At 71.2% G+C, this 17,148-nt stretch carries 15 protein-coding genes; 3 read left to right on the top strand and 12 right to left on the bottom strand.

What is annotated here, in order from left to right; genetic code table 11:
* Positions 1-61: 61 nt before the first annotated feature.
* Complete coding sequence (locus tag AC3E6M_RS06405; protein WP_490529397.1) at positions 62-556, bottom strand: MarR family winged helix-turn-helix transcriptional regulator; 495 nt, start codon at positions 554-556, stop codon at positions 62-64.
* Between the two features lie 30 nt (positions 557-586).
* Between AC3E6M_RS06405 and AC3E6M_RS06400 the strand changes: the two genes are divergently transcribed.
* On the top strand, positions 587-1,459 hold the full coding sequence (locus tag AC3E6M_RS06400; RefSeq protein ID WP_490529396.1) for a DMT family transporter: 873 nt from the start codon (positions 587-589) through the stop codon (positions 1,457-1,459).
* Between the two features lie 75 nt (positions 1,460-1,534).
* Here AC3E6M_RS06400 and AC3E6M_RS06395 read toward each other — a convergent pair whose 3' ends face one another.
* The 9 genes from AC3E6M_RS06395 to AC3E6M_RS06355 all read right to left on the bottom strand — a co-directional run bounded on the left by AC3E6M_RS06395 (position 1,535) and on the right by AC3E6M_RS06355 (position 12,773).
* Positions 1,535-2,374 (bottom strand): hypothetical protein, encoded by an 840-nt coding sequence (locus AC3E6M_RS06395; protein WP_490529395.1) that lies wholly within the window; start codon positions 2,372-2,374, stop codon positions 1,535-1,537.
* Positions 2,371-3,036: a LuxR C-terminal-related transcriptional regulator gene (locus AC3E6M_RS06390; protein WP_138177260.1), complete on the bottom strand. Its 666-nt coding sequence runs from the start codon at positions 3,034-3,036 to the stop codon at positions 2,371-2,373. The genes AC3E6M_RS06395 and AC3E6M_RS06390 overlap by 4 nt, the downstream gene beginning before the upstream one ends.
* The gene (locus tag AC3E6M_RS06385) at positions 3,024-4,337 is read right to left on the bottom strand and encodes a sensor histidine kinase (protein WP_138177257.1); all 1,314 of its coding nucleotides are present in this window, start codon (positions 4,335-4,337) and stop codon (positions 3,024-3,026) included. Before AC3E6M_RS06385 ends, AC3E6M_RS06390 begins: the two co-directional genes overlap by 13 nt.
* An 82-nt stretch (positions 4,338-4,419) precedes the next feature.
* The gene (locus AC3E6M_RS06380; protein WP_490529394.1) at positions 4,420-5,481 is read right to left on the bottom strand and encodes a substrate-binding domain-containing protein; all 1,062 of its coding nucleotides are present in this window, start codon (positions 5,479-5,481) and stop codon (positions 4,420-4,422) included.
* 74 nt (positions 5,482-5,555) lie between these two features.
* A complete protein-coding gene (gene mmsB / locus AC3E6M_RS06375; protein WP_252371045.1) occupies positions 5,556-6,818 on the bottom strand; it encodes a multiple monosaccharide ABC transporter permease in 1,263 nt (420 codons plus the stop codon).
* A complete protein-coding gene (mmsA, locus tag AC3E6M_RS06370) occupies positions 6,805-8,331 on the bottom strand; it encodes a multiple monosaccharide ABC transporter ATP-binding protein (protein ID WP_138177279.1) in 1,527 nt (508 codons plus the stop codon). The genes mmsB and mmsA overlap by 14 nt, the downstream gene beginning before the upstream one ends.
* 143 nt (positions 8,332-8,474) lie before the next feature.
* Positions 8,475-9,578, bottom strand: a complete 1,104-nt coding sequence (gene chvE / locus AC3E6M_RS06365; RefSeq protein WP_138177277.1) for a multiple monosaccharide ABC transporter substrate-binding protein — start codon at positions 9,576-9,578, stop codon at positions 8,475-8,477.
* A 311-nt stretch (positions 9,579-9,889) separates the two neighbouring features.
* Positions 9,890-10,924 (bottom strand): LacI family DNA-binding transcriptional regulator, encoded by a 1,035-nt coding sequence (locus AC3E6M_RS06360; protein WP_138177251.1) that lies wholly within the window; start codon positions 10,922-10,924, stop codon positions 9,890-9,892.
* A 526-nt stretch (positions 10,925-11,450) separates the two neighbouring features.
* A complete protein-coding gene (locus AC3E6M_RS06355) occupies positions 11,451-12,773 on the bottom strand; it encodes a M20/M25/M40 family metallo-hydrolase (protein WP_138176757.1) in 1,323 nt (440 codons plus the stop codon).
* 93 nt (positions 12,774-12,866) lie between these two features.
* Here AC3E6M_RS06355 and AC3E6M_RS06350 point away from each other — a divergent pair, with 93 nt between their 5' ends.
* Complete coding sequence (locus tag AC3E6M_RS06350) at positions 12,867-13,850, top strand: Gfo/Idh/MocA family protein (RefSeq protein WP_138176760.1); 984 nt, start codon at positions 12,867-12,869, stop codon at positions 13,848-13,850.
* A gap of 42 nt (positions 13,851-13,892) precedes the next feature.
* A complete protein-coding gene (locus tag AC3E6M_RS06345) occupies positions 13,893-14,756 on the top strand; it encodes an NYN domain-containing protein (RefSeq protein ID WP_138176762.1) in 864 nt (287 codons plus the stop codon).
* 9 nt (positions 14,757-14,765) lie between these two features.
* Here AC3E6M_RS06345 and AC3E6M_RS06340 read toward each other — a convergent pair whose 3' ends face one another.
* Both AC3E6M_RS06340 and AC3E6M_RS06335 read right to left on the bottom strand, forming a co-directional pair.
* Entirely contained in the window at positions 14,766-15,392 is a 627-nt protein-coding gene (locus AC3E6M_RS06340) for an MDR/zinc-dependent alcohol dehydrogenase-like family protein (RefSeq protein WP_138176765.1), read from the bottom strand.
* Positions 15,393-15,396: 4 nt separating this feature from the next.
* Complete coding sequence (locus AC3E6M_RS06335; RefSeq protein WP_138176768.1) at positions 15,397-16,995, bottom strand: ATP-dependent DNA ligase; 1,599 nt, start codon at positions 16,993-16,995, stop codon at positions 15,397-15,399.
* Positions 16,996-17,148 lie beyond the last annotated feature (153 nt).

Raw genomic sequence — 17,148 nt, 5'->3', positions numbered from 1 at the left:
GCCAAGAACTGTCGCCGACGACCACGCGGAAGCGACAGAATCTGGCGACTCGCGCGCGGGGCTAGACCCCGAGCGCGGTGCCCCAGGCGCGCAGGAGACGCTCGACGTCGCCGCGCTGGGCGGGGCTCAGGCCCGCGAGCAGCCGTGCCTCGTTGCGGACGTGGGCGGCGAAGGCCTCGTCGATGACGCGTCGGCCGGCGGGGGTGAGCGCGATGGTGCGTCCGCGCCCGTCGTCATCGCTCTCACGCCGGACGACGAGCCCGGATGCCACGAGCCGGTCGACGCGCTTGGTCACCGCACCGGTGGTCACCATCGTCGTGCGCGCGAGCTCGCCGGGAGCGGCGGCGAACGGCTCCCCCGCGCGGCGGAGCGCCGCGAGGATGTCGAATTCGCCCTCGCCGAGCCCGTGCTGCCGGTAGACGACGAGAAGCTCCTCGCGGAGTCGGTCGGCGACGCGATGGAGGCGCCCGATGACCTGCAGCGGAGAGACGTCGAGGTCGGGGCGCTCGGCGCGCCACTGCCCGACGATGTGGTCCACGCGGTCGGTGTCTGCCATCCCGCCACTTTACCTTCCACGGAAGCTATTATGTCTTCCATGGAAGGTAATTGGCGGATCGTCGCCGTCACCGCGGTCGCCCCCGTCGCGTGGGGCGCCACGTACGTCGTCACCCGGCACCTGCTGCCCGCGGACGCTCCACTGTGGGGCGGAGCTCTCCGTGCGCTCCCCGCGGGGCTGCTGCTGTGGGCTCTCGCCCGCCGACGGCCGCGAGGCGCGTGGTGGGGAAAGGCGCTGGTGCTCGGCGCGCTGAACTTCGGCGGGTTCTTCGTGCTGATCTACGTCGCCGCCCAGCTGCTGCCCTCGTCGGTCGCGGCGTCGATCATGGCACTCGCCCCGCTGGCACTCGCCGGCCTCGCGTGGCCGCTCCTGGGCCAGCGGCCGACGGTGCGCTGGGCGCTCGGTGCCGTGCTCGGCTTCGTCGGCGTCGCACTCGTCGTGGGACTCGGGGCCGCGGGGATCTCACCCGCGGGTGTCGTGGCATCCGGGATCGCCCTCGTCTCGTCGTCGCTCGGGGCGATCCTCACGACGCGCTGGCGCGACGACACCCCCCTCCTGGCCACGACGGCGTGGCAGCTCACCGCCGGCGGACTCGCGCTCACCGCCGTCGCGGCGAGCGTCGAGGGGCCTCCCCCGTCGGTGGATGCCACGGGCCTGATCGCCTACGCCGGCATCGCCGTGGTGGCGACGGCGCTGGCGTTCGTGTGCTGGTTCATGGGCCTCCGGCACTTGCCCGCGGGGGCCGTCGGCCTCATCGGGCTGCTCAACCCCGTGACCGGGGTACTGCTCGGCCTCGCCGTCGGGGGCGAGTCCCTCGCGATCGGGCAGCTCGTCGGCATCGTCGCGGTGCTCGCCGCGATCGCGGTGTCACGACCGGGGCGGATACAGGCCCCGGCGACGTGACCGGGGCGGATCCGCGCCGCGGAGGAATGACGAGGGCCGCGGCGCACTCCGCCCCGGCCCTCGTCTCGCTTGCGGTCAGGACGCGCGCAGGGTGACCGATCCGAGAGCGGTCTGCACGTCGACGCGCGGGGTCGCCGTCGACGAGGTCTCGAGTGCGCTGTCGAGCGACCCGGGGCCGTCGTGGATCACGCGGTAGGTGTCCTCCGGCAGAGTGAGGTCCACCGACCCGGCGGTCACGTCGATCGTCGTGCGGGTCGGGGTCGAGCCGGTCAGCGTGGCCGTGAGGTCGCCGCCGGCGAGCTCGAACGCCGCGGTATCCACGTCGGAGACGTCTGCCGACGCGGAACCGCCCGCGACGGACAGGTCGAGCGAGCGAGCATGCCCCGACAGTGTCGCCGTGCCGCCGCTGAGCTTCACCGACACGGCGCCGAAGTCACCCGTCGCGTCGAGGCTGCCGCCGGTCACGTCGATGCGAGCATCCACACCCGAGCGGACGAGCGACTGCGGGAGAGTGAGCGTCGCCGAGGCTCCGCCGCTCCAGCTCCGGAACCCGCGATCGGGAGAGCTGACGTGCAGGGTGTCTCCGCGCCGTTCGAGGGTCCAGACCCCCGCGCCGTCGCCGTCGAGCTGCGCCTCGCTCACGTCGCCGTACTCGACGCTCAGCGCGCCGCCGGTCACGTCGATATCGAGGTCGCGGACGCCGCGCGTCTCGCTCTGCTGCACAGAGGCTCCGCTCGCGTTGTCGCGCATCACGCCGATCGCGGACAGCCCGCTCGATCCGAGCGTGCCCAGGATCGCGCATCCGCCGATGACGATCGTGACGATCGAGACGGCGAGGGCGGCCGTCGACCGGCGGCGCGGAGTGGGCGCCGGGGCGGGCGGCGGAGTCGGGTCGAGGGGGGTCTGAACGGTCATGAGGACGCTCCGGTGGTGTCGTGTCCCAAGTGGACCAGGGCGGCGATGACGCGGCGATTGCCCGTCTCGTCCTGCTCGAGGCCGAGCTTGGTGAAGATAGCGGTGATGTACTTCTCGACGCTCGCGGCCGAGACGAACAGCGACTGGGCGATGGCCTGATTGGAGCGTCCCTCGGCGATCAGCGCGAGAACGGCCCGCTCCCGCTCGGTGAGGGACTGCAGCCGATCGTCGCGTCGCCGGCGGGCCAGCAGCTGGCCCACCACTTCGGGGTCGAGGATCGTCGCGCCGTCGGCGATCCGCGCGACCGCCTCGAGGAACTCGCGCACGTCGGCGACGCGGTCCTTGAGGAGATAGCCGAGCGAGCCCTGCCCGTCGGCGATCAAGTCGCTCGCGTACCGCTCCTCGACGTACTGCGACAGCACGAGGACGGCGAGACCGGGATGCCGAGAACGCAACGCGATCGCGGCGCGGATGCCCTCGTCGGTCCACGTCGGCGGGAGCCGCACGTCCAGGACGCACAGGTCGGGCGCGCCGTCGGCGACGGCCTCGTCGAGCCCTGTGGTGTCGGACAATGCCGCGACGACCTCGTGTCCGTCGTCCGCGAGCAGGCGCACGAGCCCCTCGCGCAGCAGGACCGAGTCCTCGCAGATCAGGATGCGCACGGGACCGTCACCTCCACCGACGTGGGCCCGCCCTGCGGGCTCTCCAGGCGAACGGTGCCGCCGGCGGCCGTGACGCGATTGACGATGCCGTCGAGCCCGCCGCCGGGGACCACGCGGGCACCGCCGAGACCGTCGTCCTCCACCCGCGCCCACAGCGCGCCGTCGTCGCGCACCCGCACGTCCACGCGGCACGTCGATGCCCGCGAATGCTTGGCGGCGTTGGTCAACGCTTCGGCGATCGAGAAGTACACCGCCGCCTCGGCGGGTCTGCTGCACCGGCGCGGCAGCCGCACGTCGAGGGTCACGGGGATGTGCGACCGCGACGCGAGCGCTGAGAGGGCGGCATCCAGACCCCGGTCCTCGAGCACCGAGGCGTGGATGCCGCGCGCCAGCTGGCGCAACTCGGTGATGGCCGACTTGGTCGAGGCGTGCGCCTCGGCCACGAGCGCCTTCGCGGCCTCGGGGTCGTCGTCGATCTTGGTCTGCGCGAGACCCAGGGTCATCCCGATCGACACGAGCCGCGGCTGGACGCCGTCGTGCAGGTCGCGTTCGATCCGGGTGCGCTCCACCTCGGCGGCGCGGACGGCGCCGGCTCGGCGGGTATCCGACGTGCGCGCCTGCTCCTCGAGCTGCGCTTCGCGGGAGGGCACGAGAATGGCCCGGGTGAGGACGCCGTGCAACAGCGCGAGCCCGAAGACACCCGCGACCGCGAGGAGCGCGCCGACAGCACCGAGGATCGGGGCGCCGGCGCCGCTGAGCAGAGCGGCACCGAAGAAGCCGGTGTGCGACCACCCGAACAGGGGGCTGAACGCGAGCGCGATGCCCCACGACACGACCCCGACGAGGAACAGCACGATCAGGCCGAGCACGGTCGACACGCTGAAGGATGCCACCGCGCGCCACTGGCGCGGCTCGATGGCCTGCAACCAGATCGTGTGGAGGACGCCGACGAAACCGGTGCGGTCGCTGCGGCGGATCCGCACGGGCGGGAGGTCGAAGCCGTACAGCCCCTCGAGCCGTGCCTGCTCGAACCACGCCACGCCGAAGAGCGCGTAGACGAGACCGACGAGCACGACCGCTCCGATCAGCAGCGCGAAGAGCAGGCCGACGCCGGCGCCGAGCATGCCGAAGAGCACGCCGAAGATGCCGGGACCGATGAGCCCGAGCGCCGCCAGCTGGGCGGCGGCGCCCCAGACCTGGCCGGGAGACGTGACGCGCGCCTTCGCGGGCGCGGGAGCGGTCGCGCCCGGGGGCGACGGGAGCGCGGGCGGCGGAGGAGGAAGGACGGATGCCGTGGTCATGTGTTCCACGGTAGGACCGGGCCGCGCGCCGGTCAGCCCGGGCAACCCTCGCCGTGATTCGGGTTTTCCCGAATCGGGCGGCTCACAGCTCGCCCGCGTCCAGCCAGCCGCTCCCGAGGAACACCGCCTGGACCTCCGGCCGCCGCACCACCGCGGCCTCCAGCGCCGGCCCGGCGGAGGAGGCTTGACCCGTCAACGCCGCCGCGACCGCGTCCGCCACCGTCGGGGCGACGAGACGTGTGTCGACGAACACGGTCGCCTCCACGACACCGTCGCGCAGGGCCCGCACCGTCGCGGTGTCGCCCCCGGACCCGATGACGACCGGTGCCGGGACGGCGTCGTCCGCATCCGGGGACGGGCTCGGCGAGGGCGAGGCGTCCGGATCGGGCGTGGTGAGCGCGGTGACCACGCCACGGGTCACCGCGTCGCCGAGGGCCAGTATCGCCGTGGGGCGCTCCTCCTCCCCCACCATCTCCCGCGCACGGTCCTCGGCAGCGGACTCGACGCCCGCAGCCTCGTCGGCGACGGCGGCATCGGCGAAATCCGCCCCGGTGAGCAGGGTGACGGTGCCGGCGGCGACCGCGGGCGCCAGCGCCTCGATCGCCGCGGCGTGGCGCGCGGCGGCATCCGGATCCTCGGTCGCGCCGGCGAGCACCGCGACCGTCGCGGGCGCCGTCCCCAGGTCGTCGAGGAGCGCCTCGGCCTGCGCGCGTCCGACCTCGGCGGGGTCGACGGCGACGAACGCTCCCGCGCCGTCGAGATCGCGGGCGACCGCCACGACCGGGACGTCCTCGGCCGCCGCGGCCTCGCGGGCAGCGGCCAGCGCATCGAGGGAGACGGGGACGAGGACCACGGCATCCTCGCCCTTGGTGATCATGTTCTGCGCCTGCGACACCTGCGTCCGGGTGTCGGCGGCGGCGAACTGCAGGTCGACGCGGTACCCCCGCTCGCGCAGCTCCGCGGACAGCGCGTCACCCGCGCGCACCCAGGCCAGGTCGTCGGCACTCGGAAGCGTCACGCCGACGACTCCGGCTCCGTCGCTCGTTCCGGTGGTGCGGGCGGTGCTCGCGCTGCAGCCCGTCAGCGCCAGAACGGCGACGAGGGCCGCCGCACCGAACGAACGGGGAATCGAGCCGAGGGTCACCCGCTCCATCCTGCCCCAGACACGACGGACGCCCCGCCGCACGAGGCGACGGGGCGTCCGAGGGACGGGACGGATCAACCGCGCGTGCGGTTCTTGTTCCACACGTCGAAGGCCACGGCCAGCAGCAGCACGAGACCCTTGATGAACTGCTGCACGTCGGTCGAGATGCCCATGAGCGACATGCCGTTGTTGAGCACACCCATGACAAGACCACCGGCGATCGCACCGACCACGCGGCCGACACCACCCTGGACGGCGGCGCCACCGATGAACGACGCCGCGATGGCATCCAGCTCGAACAGGTTTCCCGCACCCGGACCGGCCGAGTTCAGTCGGCCCGTGAAGACGATGCCCGCGAGAGCGGCCAGCACGCCCATGTTGACGAAGAGCAGGAAGTCGACGCGACGGGTGTTGATGCCCGACAGCTTCGCGGCGGTGCGGTTGCCACCGATCGCGTAGATGTGACGGCCGAAGACGCTCCGGCTCATGACGGTCGAGTACCCGATGATCAGGATCGCGAGCACGACGAGAACGATCGGCGTGCCGCGCGAACCGGGCGCGACGCCCAGCAGGTAGGTCAGGTACGCGATGAGTGCGCCGCCGCCGATGATCTTGAACAGGAACCACACCCGCGGCTCGGTCTGCAGCTCGAGCGCCGCGCGCTTGGCGCGCTGACGGACCTGCGAGAACACGAACAGCACGAGGGTCAGGGCACCCAGCGCCACGGTGATCCACTCGGCGGGCGACGTCGCCGCCGGGAACAGGTCGGGGAACAGGTAGCCGCCGCCGAGCTGGCGGTACTCCGTGGGGAACGGCGTGATCTGCGTGTTGCCCAGCGTCATCTGCGTGAGACCGCGGAACAAGAGCATGCCCGCCAGCGTCACGATGAACGCCGGGATGCCCACGTAGGCCACCCAGAACCCCTGCCACATTCCGACCACCGCGCCCAGCACGAGCGAGAGCAGGATGCCGAGCCACCAGGGCATGCCCCACTGCACGATGAGCACGCCCGAGACGGCACCGACGAAAGCGGCGACCGAACCGACGGACAGGTCGATGTGGCCGGCGATGATGATCATCACCATGCCGATCGCCAGGATCAGGATGTAGCTGTTCTGGACGATGATGTTCGACACGTTGCCCGCGGTGAGCAGACGCCCGCCGGTGAGGGCCTGGAACAGCAGCACGATCACGATGAGCGCGATGAAGATGCCGATCTCGCGCAGCCGGGAGGTGAAGAACTGCACGATGCTGCCGACTCCCCCGGCGCCGCCGCCGACCGGGCCCTTGGGCGTGGCCGGACCCGCCTGGGTCGCCGTGTTGTTAAGCGCTGACATGGTCGGCTTCCTTCTCCTTCGTCATGAGCACCATGAGGGCCTCGGGTGTGGCCTCTTCGATGGGCAGCTGGCCGGTGATGTGGCCTTCGCTGAGGGTGTAGATGCGGTCGCAGATGCCGAGGAGCTCGGGAAGCTCCGACGAGATCACGAGCACCCCCTTGCCCTGCGCCGCGAGGGAATTGATGATCGTGTAGATCTCGTACTTGGCGCCCACGTCGATGCCGCGGGTCGGCTCGTCGAGGATGAGCACCTCAGGGTCGGAGAACAGCCACTGCGACAGCACGACCTTCTGCTGGTTGCCGCCCGAGAGCTTGCCGACTACGACATCCACCGTCGGGGCCTTGATGTTCATCGACTTGCGGTAGCGGTTGGCGACCAGGTACTCCTCGTCGCCGTCGACCCAGCCGCGCTTGGCCAGCTTGCGCATGCCCGCGAGCGAGATGTTGCGCTTGATCGTGTCGATGAGGTTGAGCCCGGCACCCTTGCGGTCCTCGGTGACGTACGCCAGTCCGCTGCGGATGGCGGCGGGCACCGTGGAGGTGTCGGCCTTCTCGCCGCGGATGTAGACGTCGCCCGTGATGCGCGAGCCGAAGCTCTTGCCGAACACGCTCATGGCCAGCTCGGTGCGGCCCGCGCCCATGAGTCCGGCGATGCCGACGACCTCGCCGGCACGGACGGTCAGGTTCGCGTCGTGGATGACCACGCGGTTGGCATCCGTCGGGTGGTGGACGGTCCAATCCGCGATGCGCAGCACCTCGTCGCCGATCTCGACGTCGCGGTCGGGGTAGCGGTTCTCGAGCTCGCGTCCGACCATGCCGCGGATGATGCGGTCCTCGCTCGTGCCGCCCGTGGCGACGTCGAGGGTCTCGATCGTGCGACCGTCACGGATGATCGTGACCTCGTCGGCGATCGCCCGGATCTCGTTGAGCTTGTGGCTGATGATGATGCACGTGATGTTCTGTCCGCGCAGGTGCCGGATCAGATCGAGCAGGTGCTCGGAGTCGTCGTCGTTGAGGGCGGCCGTGGGCTCGTCGAGGATGAGGAGCTTGACGTCCTTCGACAGGGCCTTGGCGATCTCGACGAGCTGCTGCTTGCCGACGCCGATCTCGTTGACCGGCACGTCCGGGCTGTCGCCCAGACCCACGCGGGCCAGGAGCTTCGCCGCCTCGCGGTTGGTGGCATCCCAGTCGATCAGGCCGCGGTGGGTGATCTCGTTGCCGAGGAAGATGTTCTCGGCGATGGACAGGTACGGGCTGAGCGCCAGCTCCTGATGGATGATGACGATGCCGGCTGCTTCGCTGTCGCGGATGTCCTTGAACTCCACGGTCTGACCGTCGAAGACGATCTCGCCGCGATAGTCGCCCGCGGGGTAGACACCGCTGAGCACCTTCATGAGAGTGGACTTTCCGGCGCCGTTCTCGCCGCAGATGGCGTGCACGGTTCCGCGCTCGACGGTCAGGGACACGTCGGCCAAGGCGATGACGCCGGGGAACTCCTTGGTGATCGAGCGCATCTCGAGGATGGTGCTCACGAGGTCCTCCTTGCAGGACCGGCTCGCAGCCGGTGGGGGTGAGGGAAGAGGGGTGCCTCCACCGCGACCGAGCGGATCGGTCGCGGCGGAGGCGGTCCGGGAGGGCCGCAGCCCTCCCGCGGAGGTCACTTCAGGTCGTCGGCGGTGTAGTAGCCGCTGTCGACGAGAACCTTCTCGTAGTTGTCCTTCGTGACGATCGTCGACTCGAGCAGGTACGACGGAACGACCTTCTCGCCGTTGTCGTACGTGGTGTCGTCGTTGACCTCGGGGGTCTCGCCCTTGCGGATGTCGTCGACCATGGTCACGGCCTGCTTGGCGAGCTCGCGCGTGTCCTTGAAGATCGTCGAGTACTGCTCGCCCGCGATGATCGACTTGATCGAGCCGACCTCGGCGTCCTGACCCGTGATGACCGGCAGCGCGTTGGCCGCGTAGCCGCCCGAGGTCAGGGCCGAGATGATGCCGATCGAGAGACCGTCGTAGGGCGAGAGGACGCCGTCGAGCTTGGTGCCGCCGATGACCGTGAGGATGTTCTCCATGCGCTTCTGCGCGGTCTCGGGCAGCCAGCGCAGGATCGCGGCCTGGCCGAACTCGGTCTGACCGGACGGAACCGCCAGCACACCCTTGTCCATGTAGGGCTGGAGGGTGTCCATCGCGCCCTTCCAGAAGAAGGTGGCGTTGTTGTCGTCGGGGCTTCCGGCGAACAGCTCGACGTTGAACGGGCCGGCTGCGCCGGTCTCCTTGCCCGAGGCGTCGAGGACACCGAGGCCGGTCAGGAGCGAGGTGGCCTGCTGGACGCCGACCTTGTAGTTGTCGAACGTCGTGTAGTAGTCCACGTTCGGCGTGCCGTTGATGAGACGGTCGTACGCGATGACCGGGATCTTCGCGTCAGCGGCCTGCTGGAGCACGTCGGTGAGCGTGGTGCCGTCGATCGAGGCGACGATCAGGGCCTTGGCGCCCGAGGTGATCATGTTCTCGATCTGCGAGACCTGGGTGGGGATGTCGTCGTTGGCGTACTGCAGGTCGACCTGGTAGCCGAGGTCCTCGAGCTGCGACTTGACGTTGTTGCCGTCGGCGATCCACCGCTCCGACTGCTGCGTCGGCATCGCGACACCGATGATGCCACCGGCCTCCGCCGAGTCGCCGCTGCCGCTGCCGGTGCGGTCGCCCGCGCAGCCCGCGAGGCCGATGCCGAGCGCGAGGACGCCCGCTCCCGCGACCGCCTTGAGCATGCTGTGCTTGTTCACTCTGGTTCCCTTCGTTGGGTTTGATGTCACGGTCTCTCCGCGCGGAGCCCACCGCTGCAGCGCGGACGGCACGCCGACACGCGTCCGATGGGGCGAAACGAGGCCGGTCGGCGGCGCGGTTACGCGTCGTTCGAAACGTCTTCGTCTCGACGGAGTCGCTCCGCAGCGAGTCCCGTCGGCGTGGTGTGGCAGTCATGTGACCGTTCACATTGTGTGTGTGATGCTACCCCGCGCATCGCCGCCGCTGTCAAGTCCCGCTGCGTTCGCAGACCAGGCGTTGCCAAACCGTGACGTGATCAGCGACTCGGCGGAGCGGTCGACGACCGCACGATGAGGCGCAGGTGGTCGGGCTCGGGCATGGTCTCACCGTCGCGAGAGACTCCCAGGTCACCGAGCAGATCCCAGACGGCACGCTGCCCGATGCCGGTGAAGTCCTGGCGCACCGTCGTCAGCGGCGGCCACAGGTGCGCCGCCTCCGGGACGTCGTCGAATCCGACCACCGACACGTCCTCGGGGACGGATCTGCCGATCGCGCGGACGGCGTGCATGAACCCCAGCGCCATGTGGTCGTTGCCGGCGAACACCGCCGTGGCATCCTCGGTGCGGAGCAGCTCGAGCCCGGCCTCGAAGCCGAACTGCGCGGTCCAATCACCCAGGATCGGGGGGCGCGGCGTCAGATCCTGCGCGTCCATCTCGGCCAGGTACCCCCGCATGCGATGGTCGGCCTCCAGCCAGTCACGGGGACCGGCGATGTGCAGGATGCGGGAATGCCCGAGCTCGACGAGATGCCGCACCGCCGCGCGCGCACCGGCGACCTGGTCGTTGAACGTCGCGGCCGGGGTCGCCGGGCCCGTCGACGAGACGATGCGCACCGGTACCGGCAACTGCATCTCGTCGAGGATGGGCACGACGCGGGTCTGCGGGGCCACCGCGATGAGCCCTTCGATGGACTGCTGGACGAGGTGGTCGATCGAGGCCCGCACGTCGTCCGGGGCGCTCGTGCCGAGGTTGGTCAGCGTCATCCGGTACCCCGCCCGGCGCGCCGCCGATTCCACCGCCTGCACCATCGCCGAGACGCCGTGCGTGGTCGTGCGCGGCCCCAGGACGCCGATGAGCCGCGTCCGACTGGTAGCCAGGGCGCGCGCGGCCTGGTTCGGGACGAATTTCAGCTCCGCGATCGCCGAGCGCACGCGCGCCGCGGTCTCGGGGCGCAGCTGAGGGCTGTTGTTGATCACCCGTGAGACGGTCTGGTAGGACACCCCAGCCAGACGCGCCACGTCGCGGATGCTCGGGGCCTTGGCCGCGGCATCCGGGATGTCGGTGTCGGTCATCGATTTCGCCTCTTTGCGTCGCCGATCGATTCGTGACCGGTCACACGAGGATAACCGACGCGCTGCTCCCCCTCCGCGCCGGGAGGGGGCGGTGGGGATGGGGCCGGGGCGGGCGGGGCTGCGGCGGGCGCGGTGGGGCCGGGGCGGGCGGCGGGTGCGCCGCAACCCGCGAGACTGCACCCGCCTGACAAACCCACTGCAGCCTGCAATGGAGATGTCAGTCGGATGCAGTCTTGCGGTCGAGGAGGGGCGGGCTCGCGCGGGCGCGGCACGCCGGGCGGGCGGGGAGGGCCGGGCGGGCGGGTCAGGATGCCGGGCGGGCGGAGCGGGCGGCGGGACCCGCGCGGGGTCGGGGCACATCACCGCGCCGCAACCCGCGAGACTGCAACCGCCTGACAAACCCACTGCAGCCTGCAATGGAGATGTCAGTCGGATGCAGTCTCGCGGTCGAAAGAGGAGCGGCGCGGGCGCGCCGGCCCCGCCGGCCCCGCCGGCCCCGCCGGGCGCGCCGGCCCCGCCGGGCGCGTCAGGATGCCAGGAGGGCGCGGTAGAAGCGGATGCCGCGGAGCCACACGTCGACGCGGATGCGCTCGTCGGGAGCGTGCAGGGCGTCGCGTTCGGCGCGCGTGAGGTGGAACGGAGCGAAGCGGTACACGTTGTCGGTGAGCCCGGTGTAGAACCGGCTGTCGCTCGCCCCGAGCTGCAGGTACGGCAGCGGCACGACGTCGTCACCGAGCGTCTCCCCCACCGCCGTGGCGAGCCGCCGCCAGGCCGCGCCCTGCCACGGGGACACCGGAGAGGGATCGCCCCCATGGCGCAGCTCGATGTCGATGTGCGGGTCGGCGATGGCGCGGCGCACGTGGATGGCGGCATCCGACACCGTGTCGCCGGTGAGCAGTCGCACGTTCACCGTCGCGCGTGCAACGGTGGCGAGGACGTTGTCGCCCGCCGATCCCTCCAACCGGGTCACCACCGCGGTCGTGCGGACGAGCGCGTTGGTCTCGGGCCCGAGCAGGGCGAAGGCTGCGGTCAGCACCGGCGCCGTCAGCTCGGTACGGCGGAATGCCGTGCGCACCGGCGCGGGCGCGTGCGCGGCGGCGGTCGCGAGCATCGCCCGGACCGGGGGGACGAGCCGGCGCGGGAAGGGGCGACGACGCAAGCGATCGATGGCACGCGCGAGGCGCGCGGTGGCGGGGAGGGCGGGCGGCGTGGACGCGTGTCCGCCCGCTTCCCGCGCGACGAGGTCGAAGGTCGCAGTGCCGCGCTCCGCGACCCCGATCATCGCCGTCGGCGCCGCGACACCGGGCACCGCGTCCTCGACGACGGCCCCGCCCTCGTCCAGCACGAGCGCGGGGCGGACACCCCGCTCCGCGAGCAGCGCGGCCATCGCGTGAGCGCCCGTGCCCAGCGTCTCCTCATCGTGGCCGAACGCCAGCCACACATCGGTACGCGGAACGAGCCCCTCCGACAGCGCCTCTTCGACGGCCTCGAAGATCGCCACGAGGGCGCCCTTGTCGTCGATCGCGCCGCGGGCGTACAGCGTGGCCTCAGCCCCCTCGCCTTCGATCCCGGCGGCGAAAGGGTCCCGGGTCCACGGTTGCCCCGCCGTGTCGACGACGTCCTGGTGGGCCAGGAGCAGCAGGGGCTCGCCGGTCGACCGCCCCCGCCAGCGGTACAGCAGCGAATGCCCGGCGACGACCTCGCGCTCGAGGTGCGCATGGACGAGCGGGTAGAGCCGTTCCAGCGCGGCGCGGAACTCCTCGAAGCGCGCCGTGTCGGTCCGCGTCACGTCGACGTGCGACACGGTCGGGATGGCCAGCAGCTCGCGGAAGCGCTCGACGGGCGTCATGACGCGAGCCTACGCGGGCGGCATCCGTCCTCGCTCCTTCGCGCGCCGTCCCGACGCGGCCTGATGTCCCGTTCGCGCCGATACGGTGGAGCCATGACCGGACTGCACTGGGGCATCCTCGCCACCGGCGGCATTGCGCACGCCTTCACCTCCGACCTCCGCACTGCGGGACTCGACGTCGCCGCCGTCGGTTCCCGATCGATCGAGAACGCGCGCGCGTTCGCCGAGCAGTACGACATCCCCCACGCGCACGGCTCGTACGAGGAGCTCGTCTCCGATCCCGACGTCGACATCATCTACATCGCGACACCGCACCCGGGCCACCTCGACAACGCCCTTCTCGCGCTCGACCACGGCAAGCACGTCCTCGTCGAGAAGCCGTTCACCCTCAACGGCACCGAGGCCGCGGCGATCCGCGACCGCGCCGCCGAGAAGGGTCTCTTGGCGATGGAGGCCATGTGGACGCGGTACCTGCCGCACATGGAACGCATCCGCGAGATCCTCGCCGCCGGCACCCTGGGGGAAATCCGTGTGGTGTCCGCCGATCACACGCAGAAGATCTCGACCGACCCGCAGCACCGTTTGAACTCCCTCGACCTGGGTGGTGGAGCGCTGCTGGACCTGGGCATCTACCCCATCTCGTTCGTGGTCTCCGTGCTCGGCCTCCCCGAGCGCATCACCGCGATCGCCCGCCTGTCGGATGCCGGGAGCGACGCCGAGGTCGCGACGGTGTTCGCCCACCCCGGCGGCGCCGTCTCGACGACCGTGTCGTCCTCGCGCGGTGCGGGCATGAACATCGCGCAGATCGTGGGCACCGAGGCCCGGATCGAGATCGACCGCGTCTGGTACACGCCGACGACGTTCCGCGTGGTCGGTCCCGACGGCGGCGTGATCGAGGAATTCGACGGCGCCGTCGAGGGACGCGGAATGCAGTTCCAGGCTCTGGCGGCCGAGCGCCTGGTCGCGGCGGGGGCGACCTCGAGCGACGTGCTCTCCATCGACGACACCGTCGCGATCATGGGTGTTCTGGATGAGATCCGCCGACAGATCGGTGTGGTCTACCCCGGGGAGCGCTGAGCGGGCTACCCGTCTCACGCTCCTACGGGGGAGACTGGAGCCATGCCGGATACCCAGAGCGCCCGTGTCGCCGTCTACCTCGACTTCGACAACATCGTGATGTCCTGGTACGACCGCGTGCACGGGCGCAACGCGTACTCCCGCGACCGGCAGAAGATCGCCGAGAACCCGATCGAACCCGAGATCGCCGAGCGGCTGACGAAGGCGACGATCGACGTCGGAGCGATCATCGACTACGCGGCGTCGTTCGGCACCCTGGTTCTGACGCGCGCCTACGCCGACTGGTCGGCCCCGGTGAACGCCGAGTACCGCTCGCAGCTCGTGGCCCGCGCCGTCGACCTCGTGCAGTTGTTTCCCGCAGCGGCATACGCCAAGAACGGGGCAGACATCCGTCTCGCGGTGGATGCCGTCGAGGACATGTTCCGTCTTCCGGACCTCTCGCACGTGGTGATCGTGGCGGGTGACAGCGACTACGTCCCCCTCGCGCAGCGGTGCAAGCGTCTCGGGCGCTACGTCGTCGGCATCGGTGTGGCCGGCTCCACGGCGAAGTCGCTGGCCTCCGCGTGCGACCGATTCGACAACTACGACGGTCTTCCCGGCATCCCCAAGCTCGCCGAGACGAAGAAGGATGCCGCACCCTCGCGGCCGCGCGCTCGCAAGCGGTCTCAGGATCCGGCGGTCAATTTGCTCGAACGCGCCATGCAGCTGGAGGGCGAGCGCGCCGACGGAGAATGGCTGCACGCGTCGGCGGTCAAGGACCTGATGAAGCGGCTCGACCCGTCGTTCAGCGAGAAGGCGCTCGGCTTCCGCAGTTTCTCGGACTTCCTGAAGGCGCAGACCGACCACGTCGAGGTCGACGAGGAATCCAACGTCGTGCAGGTGCGCGCGGTCGCGCGGGCAAGCTGAGGCCCGGCGTCAGCGCCGCTGGGCGCCCGGGGCGACGTGCGCGAGCACACTCCCCCACACCTCCGACAGCGTCACGTGGCCGTTGATCGTGTCGAGATCGTCGGGGTGGATCTCCTCGATGCGGGCGGACGGCAGACGGCTCCTGTACCACTCGGCGTCGCCCGCGTCCGCCGGCCCGGAGCCCCCGACGACGATCAGGGTCTCAGCGGCGACCCCGTCGAGCAGCGGCGCATGCACGTCGCGACTGAGCGGGTCGGACGGGCTCTCGACGCCGACGATCGCCAGTCGGTCGACGACATCACCCATCGCGGCTGCCAGGTGAATGGCGATCGGCCCGGCGGACCGTTCGCCCACCACCCCCACCGTTGTGCCGAGCGCTTCGCGCTCGAGCAGTGTCCGCAGGGCGTCGACGGTCAGACCCGCGGGCGTCTGTCCGCCGAACGCCGGCGGGTCCTCGAGCTCGGGGGCGTCCAGACCCACCGCGACGATCCGGACGTCGAACCCCGACGTGATGCGGACGTCAGGATCGATCGTCGAGACGTCGCCCGTGCGCAGCACGAGCACCGCGCGGGGCGCGCCCGGTGTGCCGAAGCTGCGGTACTCGAGTTCTCCATCCAGCCACGGAGCACGACTCATCGCCTCACCCTTCCCCGGGCCTGGCGCCCGCATCGTCGGCGGCATCCGCCTCGTCCGTCTCCGGCCCGATGGGGGCACCGGCGCCCGGCAGAAGTGCGCGGAGCGTGTCGATCGTGTCAGCCTCGGCCGCCGGCTTGTCGGGCCGGTAGGCCTTGACGCGCGCGAACCGCAGCGCCACACCGCCCGGGTAGCGCGAGGACCGCTGGACACCGTCGATCGCGATCTCGACGACCGTGTCGGGGGCGACGCGGATCCCGCCGGGAGCGGCACCGATCTCGCGCTCGGCGAAGTGGGCCGTCTGCCACCGCAGGAGCTCGTCGGTGAGGCCCTTGAAGGTCTTCCCGACCATGACGAAACCACCGGGATCCCCGAACGCCCCGCCCGGATCCCGAGCCCCGAGGTGCAGATTGGACAGCCAGCCCGCGCGCCGCCCGGATCCGCGTTCGACGCCGAGCACGACGAGATCGAACGTGTGCACCGGCTTGACCTTGAGCCAGCTCTTGCCACGGCGTCCCGCGGTGTAGGGGGCATCGAGGCCCTTCACCATGACACCCTCGTGACCGGCCTGCAGAGCCGCACGGGCGAACGCGTCGGCCTCGGTGGGATCGTCGGTCACGATCGCCGGGATCCGCGCGTCGGGGGCGATGCGGTCGAGTTCCGCCCGGCGGACCACGAGGGGCTCGTCGACGAGATCGCGCCCGTCGATGTGCAGGACGTCGAAGAACCAAGGCTGCAGCGCGATCTCGCGCGCCGTCTCGGCGCCGAACCGCGCCATCGTCTCTTGGAACGGGCGCGGCGCCCCGTCGTCGTCGAGCGAGAGCGTCTCGCCGTCGAGGATCACGTCGGTCACCGGGAGCTCGCGGACGAGCGCGACGATCTCGGGCACGCGGTGGGTCACGTCGGCCAGCGTGCGCGTGTACACGTGCACCTCGTCGGCGTGACGGTGGACCTGCACGCGCGCACCGTCGAGCTTGTACTCCACCGACGCTCGACCGGCGATCGCGAGCGCGTCGGCCACCGACGCGGCGGTCGAGGCCAGCATCGGCTGCACGCCGCGGCCCACCACGAGACCGATGGATGCCAGATCCTCCGGCGTCCCCGTCAGAGCCACCGCGGCCGTCTCGCCGAGGTCGCCGGACAGCATCGCGGCCCGACGCACGAGGAGCGGATCTCGGTCGGCGGCGCGCGCGACGGCGTCGAGGAGCACGCCCTCGAGTGCACCGGTGCGCAGCTCACCCGTCATGATCCGGACCAGCAGGTCCCACTCGTCCGCCGTCGCCTGTGCGGCCAGGTCGTCGAGAAGAGCCGTGCGCGCCGCGGCCGACCCGCCGCCCGAGATCGCGACCAGCCGCGCGAACGCCGCGTCGATGTCGCCGATCGTCAGCCGGGACGAGTCGGCGTGCTCGCCGGCGCGCGCTGCCAGCGTGCGCCAACCGACGCCGAGACGTCCCTGGCGGGGCGCGGCGGTGAGCAGGCCCACCGCCGGCACGATCTCGTCGGGGGCGAGTCGGCCGAGGGCCTCGGCGAGGACCTCGACCTTGGCGAGGCGCGAGCGCGTGGCCGTCACCGCCGCGAGCGCGGCCTGCAGATCGCCGAAGAGCATGTCGGCATCCTGGCATCCCCCTCCGACATCGCCGGTGGCTTGCGCTCGCGCGCCGGGGATGCCACTCCGTCCGCCGCGTGGAACGCCCGGTCGAGAACACACGCGCCTCAGCTCCGCAAGCCCCGGTCTGCGGCCGACCCGCTGGAGTGTGCT

The organism is Microbacterium sp. SCPM-O-B-15248 (M128) (assembly GCF_058214835.1).
The sequence above is the reverse complement of the archived record's forward strand: the minus strand, read 5'-3'. Positions and strand labels throughout refer to the sequence as shown.

Excerpts from the sequence above, each read along its gene's own strand:
- AC3E6M_RS06340 (WP_138176765.1), bottom strand. The coding sequence starts at position 15,392 with ATGAGTCGTGCTCCGTGGCTGGATGGAGAACTCGAGTACCGCAGCTTC.
- AC3E6M_RS06405 (WP_490529397.1), bottom strand. The coding sequence starts at position 556 with ATGGCAGACACCGACCGCGTGGACCACATCGTCGGGCAGTGGCGCGCC.
- AC3E6M_RS06395 (WP_490529395.1), bottom strand. The coding sequence starts at position 2,374 with ATGACCGTTCAGACCCCCCTCGACCCGACTCCGCCGCCCGCCCCGGCG.
- mmsA (WP_138177279.1), bottom strand. The coding sequence starts at position 8,331 with ATGCGCTCGATCACCAAGGAGTTCCCCGGCGTCATCGCCTTGGCCGAC.
- AC3E6M_RS06385 (WP_138177257.1), bottom strand. The coding sequence starts at position 4,337 with ATGACCACGGCATCCGTCCTTCCTCCTCCGCCGCCCGCGCTCCCGTCG.
- AC3E6M_RS06345 (WP_138176762.1), top strand. The coding sequence starts at position 13,893 with ATGCCGGATACCCAGAGCGCCCGTGTCGCCGTCTACCTCGACTTCGAC.
- chvE (WP_138177277.1), bottom strand. The coding sequence starts at position 9,578 with ATGCTCAAGGCGGTCGCGGGAGCGGGCGTCCTCGCGCTCGGCATCGGC.
- mmsB (WP_252371045.1), bottom strand. The coding sequence starts at position 6,818 with ATGTCAGCGCTTAACAACACGGCGACCCAGGCGGGTCCGGCCACGCCC.
- AC3E6M_RS06335 (WP_138176768.1), bottom strand. The coding sequence starts at position 16,995 with ATGCTCTTCGGCGATCTGCAGGCCGCGCTCGCGGCGGTGACGGCCACG.
- AC3E6M_RS06350 (WP_138176760.1), top strand. The coding sequence starts at position 12,867 with ATGACCGGACTGCACTGGGGCATCCTCGCCACCGGCGGCATTGCGCAC.
- AC3E6M_RS06400 (WP_490529396.1), top strand. The coding sequence starts at position 587 with ATGTCTTCCATGGAAGGTAATTGGCGGATCGTCGCCGTCACCGCGGTC.
- AC3E6M_RS06355 (WP_138176757.1), bottom strand. The coding sequence starts at position 12,773 with ATGACGCCCGTCGAGCGCTTCCGCGAGCTGCTGGCCATCCCGACCGTG.
- AC3E6M_RS06360 (WP_138177251.1), bottom strand. The coding sequence starts at position 10,924 with ATGACCGACACCGACATCCCGGATGCCGCGGCCAAGGCCCCGAGCATC.